The following is a 15,434-nucleotide window of genomic DNA, read 5'->3' as shown; positions in this document are numbered from 1 at the left end:
GTGCTTGCCTTCCCCCGTCGCCGAACGAAACATCCCTTTCGTCGCCACCGTGCATCGAAGGGAACACGATGAAAGCCGCCCTGCTCTACTCGGCCGCCGGGTCCTTGCTGCTGAGCAGCCTCACCGCGGGCCCGGACACCGAGGACCGGACGGGGGCGGCCGAGATGCGGGGCACCGCCGTGGCCGCCGCCCGCGCGAAGGCGGCCGGTGTCGACTTCGGCCCGTGCCCCGACGCGCAGGACCTGCCCGGCGGCATGCAGTGCGGCACGGTGAGCGTCCCGCTGGACTACGCCGAGCCGGACGGCAAGCGGATCGAACTCTCCGTCAGCAGGGCCCGGGCCACGCAGAAGGACCCACAGAACGGCCGGCACAAGGTCCTCCGGCAGGGCGCCCTGGTCTACAACCCGGGCGGTCCCGGCGCCACCGGTCTGTACTTCCCCCTCGTCGGCCTGCTCCCCGAGTGGAAGCGGATCGCGGCCGCCTACGACCTCGTCGGCTACGCCCCCCGCGGGGTCGGCCGCTCGGCGCCGCTGTCGTGCAAGGACCCGGAACAGTTCCTCAAGGGGCCCTCGCAGGCGCCGACCCACCCCTCGGAGGCGTACAAGCGGGAACGCATCGCCCAGGCGAAGGCGTACGCGCACGGCTGCGCCGAGCGGACCGGCGGCGCGCTGCGGCACTACCACTCGCTGAACAACGCCCGCGACCTCGACGTGCTGCGCGCCGCGCTCGGCGAGGAACGGCTGAGCTTCATGGGCTCCTCGTACGGCACGTACTTCGGGGCCCTGTACGCGACGCTGTTCCCCGCGCACGTACGGCGGATGGTGTTCGACTCGGTGGTCCACCCCGGCCCCGAGCGGATCTGGTACCGCAACAACCTCGCCCAGTCGGCGGCGTTCGAGGGCCGGTGGGCGGACTTGCGGGAGTGGATCGCCCGGCACCACGACGTGTACGGGCTGGGCAGGACCGCGCGGGAGGTGCTGCGCAGCTACGAGCGGGCGAGCGCGAAGCTGGCCGCCGAGCCGGCGGGCGGGAAGGTCGGGCCGGGGCAGTTGCAGGGGGCGTTCCTGCAGGCCGGGTACTACGACGACCAGTGGCCGCACCGCGCGCACGCGCTGTCGGCGTACCTCAAGGGCGATCCCGGGCCGCTGGTCGAGCAGGCGGAGCAGCACCCGGAAGCGGCGGTTGAGGCGGAGAACTCACGCGCGGTCTACGTGGCCGTCGAGTGCAACGACGCGCCTTGGCCCACGGACTGGAAGGTGTGGGACCGGGACAACACCCGCCTCGCGCGGGTGGCGCCCTTCGAGACCTGGGACAACGTGTGGACGAACCTGCCGTGCGCCTACTGGAAGGCGCCCCGGCAGCGGCCGCTCGACGTGGGCGCCGGTCCGGGCGAGCTGCCGCCGACGCTGATCCTGGCCGCCGAACGCGACGCCGCCACGCCGTACGACGGCGCCCTCGAACTCCGCGACCGCCTCGCGGGCTCGGTCCTGGTGACGGAGCGGGACGCCGGGGCCCACGGGCTGGCGGGCGGGGCGAACGCCTGCGTCAACGGGCACATGGAGGCGTATCTGCTGGAGGGCCGGCTGCCGGGACGGAGCGCGCAGTGCGCCCCGCACGCCGAGCCGAAGCCGACGGCCCCGGACCGGGCCGGGGCCGCGCAGCGCATCCGCTGATCAGGCCAGAGAGGCGACCAGCTCGGCGATGTCCTTGCGGCGGCCCGTGTAGAACGGCACCTCCTCGCGGACGTGCCGGCGGGCCTCCGAGGCGCGCAGGTGACGCATGAGGTCGACGATGCGGTACAGCTCGTCGGCCTCGAAGGCGAGGATCCACTCGTAGTCGCCGAGGGAGAACGAGGCGACGGTGTTGGCGCGCACGTCCGGGTAGCCGCGGGCCATCTTGCCGTGGTCGGCGAGCATGCGGCGGCGGTCCTCGTCGGGCAGCAGGTACCAGTCGTAGGAGCGCACGAAGGGGTAGACGCTCACGTAGTCGCGGGGCGTCTCGTCGGCGAGGAACGCCGGGATGTGCGCGCGGTTGAACTCGGCGGGGCGGTGCAGCGCCATGTTCGACCAGACGGGTTCCAGGGCGCGGCCCAGCTTCGTCCGCCGGAAGAGGTTGTACGCCTCCTGCAGCGCGTCGCTGGTCTCCGCGTGCCACCAGATCATGAGGTCGGCGTCGGCGCGCAGGCCCGAGACGTCGTAGGTGCCGCGGATCGTCACGTCCTTGGCGGCGAGCTGGTCGAACAGCTCCTGGACCTCGTCGGCGTACCCGGCGCGGTCCTCGGGGAGGACGTCCTTCAGCTTGAAGACGGACCAGAGCGTGTAGCGGATGACCTCGTTCAGGTCCTTGGCCAGCTTGCCCTTGTTCGGGATCCTGCCGGACTCGGGGGTGGGGGCGTCGTTGCTCATGGCCTTATTCTCCTGCTCCGCCGTGCAGGCTTTGCACCGGGTTGGCGGTGAGCTCCTGCACACCGCGCGGGTCGCCCTGGAGCTGGTCCGCGGCCGCGTAGGCGCTCGCGATGCAGGCGGGGATGCCGACGCCGTCGTAGGGGGCGCCGCAGACGGCGAGGCCGGGGAGCAGGGCGATGTGCTCGCGGATGCGGGCCACGCGCGCGTGGTGGCCGACGGGGTACTGGGGCAGGCCGTCGTCCCAGCGGGTGACGAGGGTCGCGACGGGCGTGGCGTCGAGGCCCGTCGCCTCCTTCAGGTCCTGCCGGGAGACCTCGACCAGTTCGCTGTCGTCGCGCTGGAGGATCTCCGTCTCGCCGTAGCGCCCTACGGAGGTGCGCAGGACGGCCAGGTCCGGGTTCTCGTCGGCGATCCAGCCCCATTTCTGCGAGGCGAACGTGGACGCCTTGATGGTGCGCCCGTCGACCGGCGGCACGAGGAAGCCGCTGCCGCCGGGGAGGTCCGTCTCGGCGCGGCGGTAGGCGAGGGTGACCAGGGCCATGGAGGCGTACTCGACGCCGTCGAGCTCGGCGGCGGCCCCGGGGGTCTCGGCGCGCAGCAGCCGGGCGGCGACGGGGGCGGGGGCGGCGACGACCACGGCGTCCGCGAGCCACTGCCGCTCACCGGAGCGAACCTGCCAGCCGCCGTCGGGGGTGCGGCGCAGCTCCGTCACCGGCGTCCGGGTGAGGATCTCGCCCCCGCGCGCCCGGACCGAGTCGGCCACCGCGAGGGGCAGGGTGCCGATGCCGCCCCGGATGCCCATGAAGACCGGGCCGGTCTGCCCGGCCGCGGCCGCCTTGGCCTGGAGCTCGCGGACCCCTGCCGTCAGGGAGGTGTGGGTCCGGGCCACCTGGAAGAGCTGCGGGACGGCCGAGCGCATGGAGAGGCGGTACGCGTCACCCGCGTACACGCCACCCAGCATGGGCTCCAGCAGGCGGTCGACGACCTCGCGGCCGAGCCGCTCCGCCACGTACTCCCCCACCGCCACGTCGTCGCCGACCTCGGTGGGGGGCAGCTCGGCGTCCCGCTCGATGCGGGCGAGGCCCTCCTCGGACACCACGCCGGCCAGGGCGGACGCGGTGCCGGGCACGCCCATCACATGCCCCTTGGGGAAGGGACGCAGGGTGCCGCGGGTCCAGAGCGAGGCCGTCGCCGTGGCCGGAGGCTGGAGGCGGTCGGCGAGGCCCACCTCGCGCGCGAGCGCCACCGCCTCGGGGCGGCGGGCCAGCATCGACTCGGCGCCGAGGTCCACGCGCGCGCCCGCGATCTCCCCGGGCAGCAGTTTGCCGCCGACCCGGCCGGAGGCCTCCAGCACGGTCACCCGCGCCCCGCGCTCCAGCAGCCGGTGCGCGGCGGCCAGCCCCGCGATGCCCGCCCCGATGACGACGACCTGCCCTTGAACTTCGCGCATGCCCCCAGCCTCTCAGACCCCGCGGACAACGCCGCCGCGCCCCGGTGTCCTTCACGAGTCCCGACCGTGACCGCATCGGAACCGTCCCGGACCAAACGTCCGACACCTCCCGGGCGTCGAAGAAGCGTCAGCCGAACCGAACCCCGGGGGAAGCCCACATGCGCACACGACGACCCGCCCGCCACCCCGCCCCGGCTCTCGCCGCCCTCCTGCTGGCCGCGGCCCTCGCGCTCACCGGATGCAGCGGCGCAGGAGAGGACTCCGCCGGCAGCGGCGCCGCCGACCGGGGAGTCGCCGCCCCGCAAGCGGACGACAAGGGCGGCGCGAAGGAGGCCGTCCCCGGCGGCACCGGAAGCGGCGCCCGGGCCACGGCGCCGCCGAAGCTCGCCGCGAGCCACATCATCCGCACGGCCTCCCTGACCGTGCGGGTCAAGGACGTCCCGAAGGCCCTGGAGCAGGCCCGCACCGGCACCGAGAACGCGGGCGGCTACGTCGGCAACGAGACCACCACCCGGGACGCCGAGGGCCGCGAGCGCACCCAGGTCGTGCTGCGCGTGCCCGTCGAGAAGTACGACGAGGTCCTCGCCGCACTGGAGGGCACCGGCAAGCTCCTCGACCGCAGCGCGAAGGCCGAGGACGTCACCGACCAGGTCGTGGACGTGGAAAGCCGCATCAAGACGCAACGCGCCAGCGTCGCCCGGATCCGCGAACTGATGGACCGGGCCGGCAAGCTCAGCGACGTGGTGACCCTGGAGGGCGAACTGAGCAGCCGCCAGGCCGACCTGGAGGCGCTGCTCGCCCGGCAGGAGTCCCTGAAGGACCGCACCAGCCTGGCCACCATCACCCTGTCGCTGTCCGAGAGTCCGGCGAAGAAGGAGGCCAAGGAGGACGACGACCCGGGGTTCGTGGACGCGCTCGCGGGCGGCTGGAACGCCTTCGTGACGATGCTGCGCTGGCTCGCGGTGGCCTTCGGCGCCGTCCTGCCGTTCGCGGCGGTGGCCGCGCTGATCGTCCTGCTGTGGCTGCGGGTCGTACGCCCCCGCCTGCCGCGCCGCCCCGCGCCGGCGTCCGCGACGACCGCCCTGGGCCCGCTGCCGACGGCCCGGCCGGCGCCGGAGTCCACGCAGCCGCGAACCCCCGGCGAGCGGGACTGAACTGCCCTGCTCCCGTAGCGTGTCCGCATGAACATGAGCCGCACACGGGAGCGACTGGTCGTCATCGGCGGCGACGCCGCGGGCATGTCCGCGGCGTCGCAGGCGCGCCGTCTGAAGGGCCCCGACGAGCTGGAGATCGTGGCGTTCGAACGGGGCCACTTCACGTCGTACTCGGCGTGCGGCATCCCCTACTGGGTCGGCGGCGACGTCACCGACCGGGACCAGCTCATCGCCCGCACGCCCGAGGAGCACCGCGCCCGCGGCATCGACCTGCGGCTGCGCACGGAGGTCACGGAACTCGACCTCGACGGGCAGCGGGTGCGCGCGCGTGACGTCGACTCCGGCGAGGAGTCCTGGACGTCGTACGACAAGCTCGTGATCGCGACCGGCGCCCGGCCGATCCGGCCCGACATGCCCGGGGCCGACGCGGCCGGGGTGCACGGCGTGCAGACACTGGACGACGGCCAGGCCCTGCTCGACACGCTGGAACGCACGCGTGGCCGGCGCGCGGTGGTCGTCGGGGCCGGCTACATCGGCGTGGAGATGGCCGAGGCGCTCATCAACCGCGGCTACGAGGTGACGGTCGTCAACCGCGGCAGCGAACCCATGTCGACCCTCGACCCGGACATGGGCTGCCTGGTGCACGAGGCCATGGAGGGCCTGGGCATCACGATGGTGAACGACGCCGAGGTCACCAAGATCCTTACCGGCGACGACGCGGCTGTGCGGGCGGTGGTCACGCAGGACCGCGAGTTCCCGGCGGACGTCGTCGTGCTCGGTATCGGCGTCCGCCCCGAGACGGCCCTCGCGAAGGCCGCCGGACTCCCCCTGGGCCCGCACGGCGGTCTCCTCACGGACCGCTCGATGCGGGTGCGCGGGCACGAGAACATCTGGTCCGGCGGCGACTGCGTCGAGGTCCTGGATCTGGTCTCCGGCCAGGAGCGGCACATCCCGCTCGGCACCCACGCCAACAAGCACGGCCAGGTCATCGGCACCAACGTCGGCGGCGGTTACGCCACCTTCCCGGGCGTCGTCGGCACGGCGGTCAGCAAGGTCTGCGACCTGGAGATCGCCCGTACGGGCCTGCGCGAGAAGGACGCCCACCGCGCCGGGCTCCGCTTCGAGTCGGTCACCATCGAGTCGACCAGCCGCGCGGGCTACTACCCGAACGCCTCCCCCATGACGGTCAAGATGCTCACCGAGCACCGCACGGGCCGCCTGCTCGGGGTGCAGATCGTCGGCAGGGAGGGCGCGGGCAAGCGGGTCGACATCGCGGCGGTCGCCCTCACCGCGGGCATGACGGCGGAACAGATGACGACCCTGGACCTGGGCTACGCCCCGCCGTTCTCCCCGGTGTGGGACCCGGTCCTGGTAGCGGCCCGCAAGGCGGCGGCGAGGGTCCGCGGCACCTCGTGACGGGGCAGGACCGTCAGGGGGGCTGTATCAGTATGCCGCTCCGCCGCGTGGGCGCGAGCGGCCACGAGCCCGCACCCGGCGGCGGCCCCGCACCCCCACGGCGAAGCCCTACGCGGTCCCGGCCGTACCGGTGATCCGGTCGATGGCCTGCCGCGCCTGCTCCGCCGGCGGCCGTGACGGCAAGGAGGACACCGACGCCGAGGCCGTCACCGCCGGCGGCTGCTCCCCCGCCGGCTTGGCGTGCGAAGCCACCCGGGTGGACCGCAACCGGTGGCTCACCGCCTCCTCCAGCGTCACGGGCCGCCGCAACTGGGTCGCCAGCCGTCCCGCCTCCTGGCCGAGGCGGGCCACGTCCTCCCAGGGCAGCCGCACCACCAGCGTCAGCTCCGCCTCGCCGTCGGGCAGCGCGTGCATCGCGGGGGTAACTCGGTCGTTCATCGCCTGTTCCTCACGTCGGCCCCGCGACCCGCCTTCCCCGCGCCGCGGGCGGTTGCCGACACATACGCACGCCCCGGCGACTGCGTTCAGCACCGCACCCTTTTCACCGGCGACTCGTGCGGTGTGGTCAGCGCCCCTCAGCCGGTCATGGCCGGCCGCGGCCCCAGCCCGACGATGACCGTGCTCGTGATCCTGTCCGGCACGCGGCGTGCCGCGGGGCTCTGAAGCCGGACGCGCGGGGTGCGAGCGCAGCCGACGAGAGCCGCCGACCAGACCAGACCCAGGCGGCGCAGCGTGTCCACCAGCATGCGTCAGGGGCCATGCGGGGAGCCTTCCGTGGGCAGCAGCAGGACGTAACGGAGCTCCTGCCGGTAGGCCGGGAGCAGGACCTGCGAGGTGACGGTGATCGTCTCGGGGGAGACGTGGGGCAGGCGCAGTTCGTAGCGATGCCCGTGCCGGTAGGCGAGGACCTTAGGGCTCCGGTCCCACAGCCCGCGGCACACGGGGTCGTCCAGAACGGTGTCGCGCAGCGCGGCGAGATTCTCGTCGTCGGGACGGGTCACCAGCGCGAAACGCAGCAGTGCGAGGTACTGCCCGGCGTGCCGTGGCCAGTCCACGATCTGCTCGCGGGCCGTGGCGGTGGTCAGCGCCCAGCGCATGAGGTTGGCGGCCGGTTCACGGACCCAGGGGAACCAGTGGGCCATGGCCGCGTTGTGGTCGAGGACGTTCCACACGCGGTCGGTGAGGTAACTGGGGAAGTCGGTCTGCGCCGAGGCGAGTTCCGCCAACTCGTCCTGGAAGTCCGACGGGCCCTCGCCCTCGTCCGGCTGTCCGCCTGCACCGCCGAGCGCATACCCGTACAGGGCCATGCGTTCGTCGGGACCGAGCAGCAAAGCCTGGGAAAGGCGTTCGAGCACCTCGGCGGAGAGCGGTACACGCAGGCCGGTCTCGAGATTCCGATACCAGCGTTCACTCACACACATCCGGTCGGCCACCTCTTTTTGGGGTAACGGTCTCCCCCTGTTCATTTTGCTACCCGCTTCCGCCCGCCAGACACGCAGCAGATCGGGCAGCACACCGGTGCCGCATTTGGCGTCCGGCACGGAAGAAACAGGCTGGGCGTGACGTGACACTGCTCGGAAACACTCCCTCTGCGTATTGCCGGGAGAACACACCGTAACAAGGCCGGAACTGACTCGCGAAAGCAGGTCGGCAAGAAGTGAAGGCCGTCACACCGACCCACGGAGTCCACTCGGGGGTATACGCCCTGCTTGTCGCGCCGCAGCCGGAGAACCGGCATAAATTTGCCGGTTGCCGACCGGTCGCCCGCCCTGTTCCGAGGACCTCTTCCCGGAATTCCACCGCTGTAAAGAAACGGCAAAAGACTGCCGGTTGACGGGCGTCGCCGACCGCTGGCAGCATCACCGACGTGTGCCGCTCACCTATCCATCGCGGAACGGTTGCATACGATCCTCACGAGCATGAGGAACGTATTTCCGACCGCATTAAGCGCGCCGCTCAATTCGCTTCGATTCATCATTCCCGCTCGCCACCAGGGAATTCTGCGACCGCTCGTCCGCCGCATTTCTCCCGCCTACGGCCAGGCGCCCCGCAGGACTGTCCAGCACTTCGAACACTTCGCACCCCAGGAGTACGCATGACCGTCTCCGCAGCCGAGCCCGACACGATCACCGGCTCTCCCCTTCTCGGGGACAGCAGCAGTCTGCACCGGGTGGCCCAGGATCTCGCCCGGGGCGTGAGGGCCGCCCATCCCGTGCGGGAGACCCTCGCCAACCGGGAGCTGGCGAAGGTTCTCTCGTCCTGGGACTCCTCACCCGCTGCCGTGCACCCCGACGCGCTCGTCGCTCCCCTCTTCCCCGAGCCGCCGCCCGCGGCGGGGGTCCCCTTCCTGCCCAAGGAGCGGCTCCTGTCGCGGGAGGAGAAGAGCGCAGCCGCCGACGCCTTCGCGCGGGTACTGGAGACCTGCGAGTTCACGAGCGGTCCCGCGGTCACCGCCTTCGAGGACGCCGTGGCCGACTACCTGGCTCTGTCCTGCGCCGTCGCGACCGGCAGCGGGACCGACGCGCTCATCATCGCCCTGCGTGCCGTGGGAGTCGGGCCGGGCGACGAGGTGATCATGCCGGCCAACAGCTTCGCCGCCACCGAGAACGCGGTCTTCGCCTGCGGTGCCGTGCCCGTGCTCGCCGATGTGACCACGCCGGACGGCAACCTGGACCCGGAGTCGGTGGCGGAGCGGATCACCCCGCGCACCGTGGCGGTGCTCCCCGTCCATCTGTACGGCAAACTCGCCGACATGGCCGGGCTGCGGGCCGTCGCCGACCGGCACGGGCTGCGGATCGTCGAGGACGCCTGCCAGGCGCTCGGGGTGACCGGTGTGGGACAGCACTCCGACGCGACCGCCCTCAGCTTCAACCCGTACAAGAACGTCGGGCTGTGCGGGAAGGCCGGTGCCGTCGTCACCGGCTCGGCCGAGATCGCTCAGCGCTGCCGAGTGATCGGCTACCACGGCTTCGAGCCGGGCCGGAAGAACGTCAAGTGCGAGGCGTCCGGGCTCAACGCGCGCATCGACAACACCATGGCCGCGATCGGCCTGGCCTTGTTGCCCTGGACCAGTCTGCGCGGGCTGCGGCGCACCTACCTCGCCCGGCGCTACGTGGACGCGCTGCGCCCCCTCGCCGAGGAGGGCGTGCTCGAAGCGCCCGCCTTCGCCCCCGACCACTCCTGGCACCTGTTCCCCGTGCTGCCGGCCGGCGGTGGGGCGGTCCGCGACGCCGTACTGGAGGACCTGGCCCGGACGAGCCGGGTGGAGTCGGACGTGTACTACCCCGTCCTGACGCACCGGCAAGAGACGCCGGTGCGCGAGCGGCTCTTCGGACGGGCACACCTGCCGCGGACCGAGTGGCTGCACCACCGCGTGCTGCACCTGCCGATGCACGCGGGTCTGTCCCTCGGCGAGCAGGACCGCGTGGTCGAGGCGCTGTACGCGGCGATGCGCCGGGCACGGTGACGGCATGACCGACACCCTGCCGTCCGATGCCACCGGCGGCCCGGCCCCGGATCCGCCGCCCCACCTGCGTCTGCCGGAGCCGGCCGGCTGGGCCGCGTTCTCCGACTTCGACGAGACCTACCTGGCCCATGCCGCGACCCGCGAACAACGCGCGCACCTGGCCGCGCTGGAGGAGTTCCTGCTGACGGAGGCCAGGGAGCACGGCCTGCTGTTCGGTTGGGTCACCGGCAGTTCGCTGGCCTCCGTGCGGGAGAAGATGGCACGCTGCGGCGCCCGCGTCCTGCCGCACTTCGTGGCCGGCGCGCTGGGCACCGAGCTGACGTTCTTCCCCGACGGCGTCGCCCGACCGGACCCCGAGTGGCGGCAACTGCTGCGGGACAGCGGATTCGACCAGGCCCGGGTCGCGAAGGCCGTGGACCGCCTCGCCCGGCACAGAGTCGAGCTGTTCCCGCAGAACGCCCCGCACACCGGGAATCCCACCGAGTTCCTGGTCAACCACTACTTCCGTTCCCTCGGCGACCCGCAGCGCGACGAGCAGAGCCTCGACCTCGTGCGGGACCTCGCCCACGAGTACGGCCTCGGGATCAACGTGAGCCGCTGCAACCCCGCCACCGGGGATCCCGCGGACTGCTACGACGTCGACTTCCTCCCTCAGGTATGCGGGAAGCGCAACGTCGTCCGGCACCTGTGTGCCCGTTTCGGCGTCGCGCCGGAGCGGACCCTCGCGTTCGGCGACAGCGGCAACGACCTGGAGATGCTGGGCGCCGTGCGCCACGGCTACCTCGTCGCCAACTGCACGCCCGAAGCCAGGAGCCGCTTCCCGCAGGTGTCGCCCCACCCGCACACCCAGGCTCTCCTCACCGCCTTCCGTCACCACCTCGGCCGCTGACCCGCTCCCACGGTCCGGCAGGTCCGGGCCGGGGGGCCGTCCCTGAAAAGAGGCAGACCATGCAGACAGGAATCATCGGCGCCGGCGGCATCGCTCTCGCCCACCTGCGCGCCGCCGAGACCGTCCCCGGCGTCGTACCGGCCGGGGTGTACGACGTGCTGCCGGACAAGGCGGCGGAGCTGGCCGAGCGCTTCGGCTGCCCCGTCTTCTCCTCGACGACCGAGCTGTACCGGCATGTCGACGCCGTCGTCATCGCCTCGCCCAACCACACGCACGCCGACTACGCCGTGGAGGCCGTCCGGCACGGCAGGCACGTGTTGTGCGAGAAGCCGATGACGACGACGGTGGCGGAGGCCGAGCGCATCACGGCGCTGGCCGAGGAGAGCGGCCTGGTGTGCGCCATGGGCTTCAACTACCGCTACCTGGAGGCCATCGGCGAGATCAGGAACCTGGTACGGAGCGGGGAGCTGGGTTCCATCCTCTTCGCGGAGGCCGGCTTCCGGCGCGGCAGCGCGCTGACCCGCTCCCGTTTCACCTGGCGGGACAGCGCCCTGGGCCGTTCCACCAGCGGCTCCCTCGGCGACCTGGGCGTGCATCTGGTCGACATGCTCGACCGCCTCTTCGACAGCCCGGTCGACAGCACGAGCTGCCGCACCAAGCTCCAGGTCAACGTGCCACAGAAGGAGGGCCAGGACGTCCAGGTCGACGACTACGCATTCGTCAGCGGCCGTCTGGAGAACGGCACCTTCTTCAACCTGGTCACCTCCAAGTCCTCGCTGCCGGAGGAGCTCGGCTTCTCGCTGAAGATCATCGGCGACCGCAAGGAGCTGTACTACCACTCCAAGGACGACACGACGTACTTCCTGAAGTCCCATGTCATCTGGGAGCAGGGCACGTTCGCCCGCGAGGAGACGCTCGCCTCGCCGCCCGGCGAGGTGCCCGGCTGGAGCGACACCTTCCGGCACCAGCTGCGGGAATGGCGCGACTCGGTCGCCGCGCGGGACACCGGCAGCGCACGGAGCTCCGACAGTGCCCTGGCCTGCTTCGGCGACGGGCTGCGCAGCCAGCGGGTACTGGAGCGCCTGCTGGCGGGCGACCAGCAGTACGCGCTCGCCGCTCCGGTGACCTCGTGACACCGCACGACGCACACGGCAGGGGCGCTGCGAGGAAGAGGCACCTCTGGTGACCGGGACCTCGGCGCGGGCCGCGCCACCCGACACCACCGTGACGCGGCCCCTGTTCAGTCCGTTCGCCGTCGTCGCGTCGTGTGTGGGCTTCGCCCTGATCGGGGCCCTGCAGGCGCTGTACGGCCCGGCGATCCCCGCGTTCCGCACGGAGTTCGGCCTGTCGCCGGCCGGCGCCGGGCTGAGCCTGAGCGCTCACTTCGTCGGCGGCGTGGCCGGTGTGCTGCTGCTCAACCGGGTGCACGGCCGGCTGGGCAACAAGACCCTGCTGTCCGCCTCGTACGCGCTGATGGCTCTCGGCGGGGCCGGCTTCGCGCTGGCCCCCACCTGGCCGTGGGCGCTGGTCTGCGCGCTGGTGACCGGGGTGGGCTTCGGCGGCATCGACTACGGCCTCAACCAGCTGTTCTCGGTGGGCTTCGGCCGCCGCAGCCCGGCCATGCTCAACATCATCGGCGCGGCCTACGGCCTCGGTGCCGTGGGCGGCCCCGCGCTCCTGGGACTGCTGGGCCCGGGCGAGTACCCGGCCGTCTTCGCCGGGTTCGCCGCGCTGTCCGCCGTACTGGTGCTGGCGCAGCGCGGCGTCCGCGAGGGCGGGGAGACGCCCGCCCCGCCGCCGTCCGACGAGCAAGGCGAGGAGGGGACGGAGGGGACTCCCGGACTGCGGGCCTCGGTGGCCCTGGTCGTCACGGTCTTCATCGTGCTGTACGTCCTGATGGTGGCGGTGGAGACCGGGGTCGGCGGTTGGGAGCCGACGCATCTGGAGTCCGTCGGGCACGACGCCGCGACCGCGGCCACAGCGACCTCGGCCTTCTGGCTGATGGTGACCGTGGGCCGGCTGCTGGTCGCACCGCTGACGCTGCGCTGGTCCGTGCAGACGATCATGGTCGTCAGCTCCGTCGGCATGGTGGCCTGCCTCCTGCTCGCCCTCATCCCGGCTGCCGCGCCGTACGCGTACGCCGGTGTCGGCCTCTTCCACGCGCCGATCTTCCCCACAGGGCTGCCGTGGCTGTCCCGGGCGGTACCGCGGGCGCGACGGGCCGGAGCCTATGTGATCGCCGCCTCGATGATCGGCGGGGTGGCCGCCGGGCCGGTGCTGGGCAAGGGCATCGAACTGGCCGGTGTCGACGCCGTACCGGTGCTGCTGGCCCTGCCCGCGGCCGGTTGTCTCGCGGCCACCTGGTGGCTGATCCGGGCCACCGGGGACCGTCCGCCGTCCTGAACCGCGAACTCGCTCACGTGAGAGGCTGTCGCTGGACGGGCCCAGGCCCGGATGAAGCTCACCAGCGCCATGGCGGCACTCGAACGGGCGGCCGGGACGACCTGAGCCCCGACGGTACCGGGCGGGCCCGGGCCGCCTCAGCGCGCGGTGCGCGTGTGCACGTGCTCCACCAGCCGGGTCAGCGCGTCCGGGTCCGTGGTCGGCATGACGCCGTGACCGAGGTTGAAGATGTGGCCCTCGAGGTCCTTCGCCGAGTCCAGGACCTCGAGGGTCTTCGCCTCGACGGCCTCCGTGGGGGCGAACAGCACGGTCGGGTCGAGGTTGCCCTGGAGCGCCTTGCCGGCGCCGACCCGGCGGGCGGCCTCGTCCATCGGGACGCGCCAGTCGACGCCGACGACGTCCGCGCCGGCCTCGCCCATGAGGCCCAGCAGCTCACCGGTGCCGACACCGAAGTGGATGCGCGGGACGCCGTAGCCGGCGATGGCCTCGAAGACCTTCGCCGACGCGGGCAGCACCGAGCGCCGGTAGTCGACGGGGGCCAGCGCGCCGGCCCAGGAGTCGAACAGCTGGACCGCCGAGGCGCCCGCCTCGATCTGCACCTTCAGGAACGCGGCCGTGATCTCAGCGAGGCGGTCGAGCAGGTCGGCCCACAGCCCGGGGTCGCCGTACATCATCGCCTTGGCGTTCTCGTACGTGCGGGACGGGCCGCCCTCGACGAGGTAGCTGGCGAGGGTGAAGGGGGCGCCGGCGAAACCGATGAGGGGCGTGGCCCCTAGCTCACGGGTGAGCAGGCCGATGGCCTCGGTGACGTAGGAGACGTCCTCGGGGGTCAGGTCCCGCAGCTGCGCGAGGTCCGCGCGGGTGCGGATCGGGCGCTCGACGACGGGGCCGATGCCGGGCTTGATGTCGAGGTCGATGCCGATGGCCTTGAGCGGGACCACGATGTCGCTGAAGTAGATCGCCGCGTCCACGCCGTGCCGGCGCACCGGCTGCAGCGTGATCTCCGTGACCAGTTCGGGCCGCATGCAGGACTCGAGCATCGGGATGCCCTCGCGCACCTTGCGGTACTCCGGCAGTGAGCGCCCGGCCTGCCGCATGAACCACACCGGCGTGTGCGGCACGGGCTCGCGCCGGCAGGCCTTGAGGAAGGCGGATTCGTACGGGGCGGACGGCTGCTGGGCCCGAGGGGCGTCGTTGGCACTCACGGGGCCAAGTTTCGCACGGCGCCGGACGGCGTGATTCAGCCCCTGGAGAGGCGCGGGGTGTCTAGCCCCGCACCCGGGCTCCGGTCCCCGTAACCTTCCCGCATGGCTGCGGCTCAGGGACGACTGTCGGACGGCGCTGGCGGAATGGACGAAGCGAAGGACACCGAGAACGACCGGCGGGAGGCGGACTCCGCCCCACTACCCTTCCGGGCCGCCGTCGACGCGCTGAGGGCGGCGCGGCTGCGACCCCAGATCGAGGCCGAGCCGACGCCCCCGCCGAAGCGGCTCGCCCCTTACAGCTACGCGCTGGAGGCCGCGGTCGTCGACGGCGACCAGGACCTGGCCGACGGCCGGCTGGTGCTGCTGCACGACCCGGCCGGGCACGACGCCTGGCGGGGCACGTTCCGGCTGGTGACGCTGGTGCGCGCGGAGCTGGAGCCGGAGATGGCGGCGGACCCGCTGCTGCCGGAGGTGTGCTGGTCCTGGCTGACCGGCGCGCTCCAGACGCGCGGGCTGACGTACGGGGAACCGAGCGGCACCGTCACGCGCGCGAGCTCCCACTACTTCGGCGGGCTGTCCGCGCGCCCGGCCGCCTCGCAGATCGAGATCCGCGCGTCCTGGACGCCGCGCGAAGGCCTGGGCGGCGTACCGGACACGGCCGCCCATCTGGCGTCCTGGTGCGATCTGCTCGCCCAGATCGCCGGGCTGCCCCCGGCCGGGCCCGGGGACGCGTCGATCGTGACGCTGCCTCAGCGGCGAGGGCCGCAGTCCCGCTGATCGAACCCCCTGACCGCCCCGCACTGATCGACCTTGTGCGGGGCGGTCAACCATGTCCGGTCGACGATCACACCTGAGTCCCCCTCTTGGCCGAATCACTTTGTCGATACGGCCACTTTCGACCGCGTACCGACGCAGACCGAAACCGTTCGACCTTCGAGTGATCGACCGCGTGTCCGAATTGCACGGATTGTTATCACTGAATCGTGATCATTCTCTAAAGGCGGACGGGTTCGCTGCCGAAGACGACTGTGACCTTGAAAGCACGG

Annotated in this window: 14 protein-coding genes; 8 read left to right on the top strand and 6 right to left on the bottom strand. The window is 72.4% G+C overall.

Annotated features, from left to right (window positions below; translation table 11 throughout):
* Positions 1-68: 68 nt before the first annotated feature.
* Entirely contained in the window at positions 69-1,673 is a 1,605-nt protein-coding gene (locus tag CEB94_RS31175) for an alpha/beta hydrolase (RefSeq protein ID WP_175435341.1), read from the top strand.
* On the opposite strand, the gene hemQ is transcribed toward CEB94_RS31175, so the two are convergent.
* Together hemQ and hemG are read right to left on the bottom strand one after the other, a co-directional pair.
* Positions 1,674-2,405 (bottom strand): hydrogen peroxide-dependent heme synthase, encoded by a 732-nt coding sequence (hemQ, locus tag CEB94_RS31170; RefSeq protein WP_175435340.1) that lies wholly within the window; start codon positions 2,403-2,405, stop codon positions 1,674-1,676.
* Positions 2,406-2,409: 4 nt separating this feature from the next.
* A complete protein-coding gene (gene hemG / locus CEB94_RS31165) occupies positions 2,410-3,855 on the bottom strand; it encodes a protoporphyrinogen oxidase (RefSeq protein ID WP_175435339.1) in 1,446 nt (481 codons plus the stop codon).
* Positions 3,856-4,013: 158 nt separating this feature from the next.
* Between hemG and CEB94_RS31160 the strand changes: the two genes are divergently transcribed.
* Together CEB94_RS31160 and CEB94_RS31155 are read left to right on the top strand one after the other, a co-directional pair.
* The gene (locus tag CEB94_RS31160; RefSeq protein ID WP_175435338.1) at positions 4,014-5,009 is read left to right on the top strand and encodes a DUF4349 domain-containing protein; all 996 of its coding nucleotides are present in this window, start codon (positions 4,014-4,016) and stop codon (positions 5,007-5,009) included.
* Between the two features lie 27 nt (positions 5,010-5,036).
* Positions 5,037-6,425, top strand: a complete 1,389-nt coding sequence (locus CEB94_RS31155) for an FAD-dependent oxidoreductase (RefSeq protein WP_175435337.1) — start codon at positions 5,037-5,039, stop codon at positions 6,423-6,425.
* 108 nt (positions 6,426-6,533) lie between these two features.
* Here the strand turns inward: CEB94_RS31155 and CEB94_RS31150 are convergent, their stop codons facing one another.
* From CEB94_RS31150 to CEB94_RS31140, 3 genes are all read right to left on the bottom strand, one after another.
* On the bottom strand, positions 6,534-6,863 hold the full coding sequence (locus CEB94_RS31150) for a hypothetical protein (RefSeq protein ID WP_175435336.1): 330 nt from the start codon (positions 6,861-6,863) through the stop codon (positions 6,534-6,536).
* A gap of 137 nt (positions 6,864-7,000) precedes the next feature.
* Positions 7,001-7,171: a hypothetical protein gene (locus tag CEB94_RS31145; protein ID WP_175435335.1), complete on the bottom strand. Its 171-nt coding sequence runs from the start codon at positions 7,169-7,171 to the stop codon at positions 7,001-7,003.
* A 3-nt stretch (positions 7,172-7,174) separates the two neighbouring features.
* Positions 7,175-7,939, bottom strand: coding sequence for a helix-turn-helix domain-containing protein (locus CEB94_RS31140; protein ID WP_281292587.1), 765 nt, complete (start codon positions 7,937-7,939; stop codon positions 7,175-7,177).
* Positions 7,940-8,520: 581 nt separating this feature from the next.
* Here CEB94_RS31140 and CEB94_RS31135 point away from each other — a divergent pair.
* Genes CEB94_RS31135 through CEB94_RS31120 form a run of 4 tightly spaced genes read left to right on the top strand, consistent with a single transcriptional unit; the run spans position 8,521 to position 13,183 of the window.
* The gene (locus CEB94_RS31135; protein WP_175435333.1) at positions 8,521-9,891 is read left to right on the top strand and encodes a DegT/DnrJ/EryC1/StrS family aminotransferase; all 1,371 of its coding nucleotides are present in this window, start codon (positions 8,521-8,523) and stop codon (positions 9,889-9,891) included.
* Between the two features lie 4 nt (positions 9,892-9,895).
* On the top strand, positions 9,896-10,780 hold the full coding sequence (locus tag CEB94_RS31130) for an HAD-IIB family hydrolase (protein WP_175435332.1): 885 nt from the start codon (positions 9,896-9,898) through the stop codon (positions 10,778-10,780).
* A gap of 59 nt (positions 10,781-10,839) precedes the next feature.
* The gene (locus CEB94_RS31125; RefSeq protein WP_175435331.1) at positions 10,840-11,913 is read left to right on the top strand and encodes a Gfo/Idh/MocA family protein; all 1,074 of its coding nucleotides are present in this window, start codon (positions 10,840-10,842) and stop codon (positions 11,911-11,913) included.
* A gap of 49 nt (positions 11,914-11,962) precedes the next feature.
* Positions 11,963-13,183, top strand: coding sequence for an MFS transporter (locus CEB94_RS31120; protein WP_246111964.1), 1,221 nt, complete (start codon positions 11,963-11,965; stop codon positions 13,181-13,183).
* A 137-nt stretch (positions 13,184-13,320) separates the two neighbouring features.
* Here CEB94_RS31120 and hemE read toward each other — a convergent pair whose 3' ends face one another.
* On the bottom strand, positions 13,321-14,388 hold the full coding sequence (gene hemE, locus CEB94_RS31115) for a uroporphyrinogen decarboxylase (protein WP_175435330.1): 1,068 nt from the start codon (positions 14,386-14,388) through the stop codon (positions 13,321-13,323).
* 102 nt (positions 14,389-14,490) lie between these two features.
* Between hemE and CEB94_RS31110 the strand changes: the two genes are divergently transcribed.
* Complete coding sequence (locus CEB94_RS31110; protein WP_175435329.1) at positions 14,491-15,165, top strand: DUF3000 domain-containing protein; 675 nt, start codon at positions 14,491-14,493, stop codon at positions 15,163-15,165.
* Positions 15,166-15,434: the final 269 nt, after the last annotated feature.

The organism is Streptomyces hawaiiensis, from assembly GCF_004803895.1.
Lineage (GTDB): Bacteria > Actinomycetota > Actinomycetes > Streptomycetales > Streptomycetaceae > Streptomyces > Streptomyces hawaiiensis.
This window is presented reverse-complemented; position numbering and strand designations above follow the sequence as displayed.

Coding starts and splice junctions, on each gene's coding strand:
- CEB94_RS31175 (WP_175435341.1), top strand. CDS start 69: ATGAAAGCCGCCCTGCTCTACTCGGCCGCCGGGTCCTTGCTGCTGAGC.
- hemQ (WP_175435340.1), bottom strand. CDS start 2,405: ATGAGCAACGACGCCCCCACCCCCGAGTCCGGCAGGATCCCGAACAAG.
- hemG (WP_175435339.1), bottom strand. CDS start 3,855: ATGCGCGAAGTTCAAGGGCAGGTCGTCGTCATCGGGGCGGGCATCGCG.
- CEB94_RS31160 (WP_175435338.1), top strand. CDS start 4,014: ATGCGCACACGACGACCCGCCCGCCACCCCGCCCCGGCTCTCGCCGCC.
- CEB94_RS31155 (WP_175435337.1), top strand. CDS start 5,037: ATGAACATGAGCCGCACACGGGAGCGACTGGTCGTCATCGGCGGCGAC.
- CEB94_RS31150 (WP_175435336.1), bottom strand. CDS start 6,863: ATGAACGACCGAGTTACCCCCGCGATGCACGCGCTGCCCGACGGCGAG.
- CEB94_RS31145 (WP_175435335.1), bottom strand. CDS start 7,171: ATGCTGGTGGACACGCTGCGCCGCCTGGGTCTGGTCTGGTCGGCGGCT.
- CEB94_RS31135 (WP_175435333.1), top strand. CDS start 8,521: ATGACCGTCTCCGCAGCCGAGCCCGACACGATCACCGGCTCTCCCCTT.
- CEB94_RS31130 (WP_175435332.1), top strand. CDS start 9,896: ATGACCGACACCCTGCCGTCCGATGCCACCGGCGGCCCGGCCCCGGAT.
- CEB94_RS31125 (WP_175435331.1), top strand. CDS start 10,840: ATGCAGACAGGAATCATCGGCGCCGGCGGCATCGCTCTCGCCCACCTG.
- CEB94_RS31110 (WP_175435329.1), top strand. CDS start 14,491: ATGGCTGCGGCTCAGGGACGACTGTCGGACGGCGCTGGCGGAATGGAC.